The organism is Anaerotruncus sp. DFI.9.16, from assembly GCF_024461615.1.
Taxonomy (GTDB): domain Bacteria; phylum Bacillota; class Clostridia; order Oscillospirales; family Ruminococcaceae; genus Anaerotruncus; species Anaerotruncus massiliensis.
This window is the reverse complement of sequence record NZ_JANFZX010000115.1, coordinates 1-2,902: the sequence shown is the minus strand read 5'-3', so window position 1 is coordinate 2,902 and position 2,902 is coordinate 1. Positions and strand designations below refer to the sequence as shown.

The window sequence follows — 2,902 nt, the reverse complement described above, 5'->3', positions numbered from 1 at the left end:
AACTGCGCGGCTTCGCCGCGCACGCGCGCTTTGCGCGCGAACGCCCCTGCGGGGCGTTATTTTCCGCCGTGCGGTCCCGGCGAGCCTTCCGGTCAATGGATTTTCCCGGCACGGGCGGCGGCTGTGCTTGGGCCGCGCGGCCTGCCTGAACCAAAAGCTTTGAAGGGGGCAGGGGAAACTTTCTCGAAAGTTTCCCCCGGGAGGGATATCTATTAACGCTTCCAGCGTTAATAGATATCCTCGCCATTCTCCGGAATGCAGGGGGTCATGGCGGCGATGGCGACCTCAAGCTGTGTGAGGTCGGGCTCGAAGGTGGTGAGCCGCTGGAGCCAGAGGCCGGGCGCGGAGAGCGCGCGGGTGAAGGGATTGTTGTGGCGCCCGGCATAGCGGATGATCTCATAGGAGATGCCGATGACCACGGGCAGCAGCAGGATTTTCAGCGCGACGCGCATCCAGATATTGCTCCAGGTCACGACCGAAAAGACGAGGATGGAGATGACCAGCACGATCAGCAGGAAGCTGGTGCCGCAGCGGGGATGGAAGCGTACATATTTCTTCGCGTTTTCGGGGGTGAGCTCGTCGCCCGCCTCATAGCAGGCGATCGTCTTATGTTCCGCGCCGTGGTATTCGAACACCCGATGGATGTCCGACATGCGCGTGACGAGGAAGAGGTAGAGGATAAAGATCGCGATCTTTAGCAGCCCCTCGGTCAGGGTCATGGCGAAACCGGGGGCGTTGACGAAGTGGCCGAGGAATTTGATGACCGCCGCGGGAAGGAGCATGAAGAGGCCGACGCAGAGCACCGCCGCAAGGATGGTGACGACGGCGTTGAAGACCCACATGGCCTTGTCGCCGAGGTGCTCGTCGACCCAGCGGTCAAATTTGGAGGGTTCCTCCTCCTCGGCGAAGCCGGAGAGGTCGGCGGAGCGCATGAGGCACTTGTAGCCCTGCCCGAGCATGCCGATAAAATTAAAGATGCCGCGGAGGATGGGAACCTTGTGGTACCACTTGTTTCCGCCGCTGTCCCAGGTCTCGGTAATAATTTCGCCGTTTTGCTGGCGAATCGCCATCGCGGAAATCCGCGGCCCCTTCATCATGACCCCTTCGATGAGGGCCTGTCCGCCGATGGACGTCTTTTTGATCTCTTTTTTATAGGAGTTTTCCGACAAATGATCAGCCCTTTCCAGACAGGCCGCTGTCCGCGGCCCGCCGCGCCGCCGGTCCCGGCGGCAAGTTCAGATAACATATTACCACGTCAATTGTGAATAAATCAACTCTTTCCCGTGGGCAGCAGGATCGTCACGCGGGTGCCGACATTTTCCTTGGAGGTGAGCTCCAGCGAGCCGCCGTGCATGGCGACGATCTCATCCGCCACCGCAAGCCCGATCCCCGAGCCGCGGCGGGTGGAATTGGCCTTGAAAAACTTCTCCTTGACCTTGGGCAGATCCTGCTCGCGGATGCCGCAGCCGGTGTCCGCGACGGTGATGCGGATGTCGCCGTCCCGCATGTCGGCCTTGATGGTCACCGTGTCCCCGCGGTCGGAGTACTTCAGCGCGTTGTCGATGATGTTGACGAACACCTGGCGCAGCCGGTTGCGGTCCCCCTCAATCGGGGCCACGAGGTCGGGCTCCTCGTAGATAAGGCGCTTTTCCTCATGCTTGGCGCGCTCCTCGAACATGAGCACCGCCTCGGAGAGTTCCGCGATCAAATCCATCTTGTCCTTGACGAGCTTCATGCGGCCGCTCTGGATGCGGCTGAAATCGAGCAGCTCCTCCACCATGCCGGCGAGGCGTTCGGTTTCTCCGGTGATGACCCGCATCCCCTTGGATAGCATCTCCGGATCGACCTCGCCGCCCATGTCGGCGATCGTCTCCGCCCATCCCTTGATCGCGGTGAGCGGGGTGCGCAGCTCGTGGGAGACGGAGGAAATGAAATCGTTTTTCATCCGTTCGCTCTGGGAGAGCTCCTCCGCCATGTAGTTGATCGTGTCGCAGAGTTCGCCGATCTCGTCGTCGTTGCGCTTGGCGAGCCGCGCGTTAAAATCGCCGTGAGCGATCTTGCGCGCGGTGACGCCCACCTCTCCCACCGGGTTGACGATCGAATTGATGAAGTAGGAGCCGGAGAAGATGACGAAGAAGATGATTGCCACGCAAACAAGGGTGAGGATCAGGATAAACAGGATGATCTGCTGGTCCACAAGGTCGAGCGAAACGGCGAACCGCACCGCCGCGATCTGCTGGTCGACGACGGGGGAGGCGCGCGTGATCGCCATGATCTTCTCCCCGTTGATCACGCCGGTGAACCGCCCGACGCCGTCGGCGGCCTTCATCGCGTCGTCAAAATCGGGCATCTGAATATTGCTGCCCGGTTCGAACCCGCTCGAGGTAAAGGTGACCTTTTTATCGATATCGACGGTCATCAGCTCCATGCGGTTGCGCTCCTGGAAGTTTTCCACGAGGCTGCGCACCTGCTCGGAGAAGACGGCCGAACTGTCCTCGGCGTAGGCGTTGAGCTGCGATACGACGATGTTCGCCTGCGTCATGATCGCCGCCTGAACGTTGTTGTAATAGAAGGCGCGGATGCCGAACGCAAAGCCGATCTCCAGAGCGATCAGGATGACCAGAATGACGCCGAGGTTGTTAAAGAGCCAGCGTTTGGTAATTTTTTTGACAGCCACAGCGTCACCTCGCTTTCTGTTTGCCGCTCGGAGAGCGGCGGAGCTTGTCGGTGGTCGACCGACGGCGGTTTTAGGCTTGCTACTCAGGGAGCAGCGTAGCCTGCCGGGTCCCGCCCCGGCAGGCGGTCCCATTTCTTGTGCGGACAAGAAATGGGGGAAAGAAACCGCAAGGGGCTTGGGCGGCCTGCCCGGGCTGCGCCCGGAGCGCGCTACGCGCGACGGCCG

The 2,902-nt window shown here is 61.0% G+C and carries 2 protein-coding genes; both read right to left on the bottom strand.

Going from position 1 to position 2,902, the window contains the following annotated elements:
• Nucleotides 1-227: 227 nt before the first annotated feature.
• The gene (locus NE609_RS17120; RefSeq protein ID WP_256153218.1) at nucleotides 228-1,169 is read right to left on the bottom strand and encodes a DUF1385 domain-containing protein; all 942 of its coding nucleotides are present in this window, start codon (nucleotides 1,167-1,169) and stop codon (nucleotides 228-230) included.
• Between the two features lie 101 nt (nucleotides 1,170-1,270).
• Nucleotides 1,271-2,677 (bottom strand): HAMP domain-containing sensor histidine kinase, encoded by a 1,407-nt coding sequence (locus NE609_RS17115; RefSeq protein WP_256153217.1) that lies wholly within the window; start codon nucleotides 2,675-2,677, stop codon nucleotides 1,271-1,273.
• Nucleotides 2,678-2,902 lie beyond the last annotated feature (225 nt).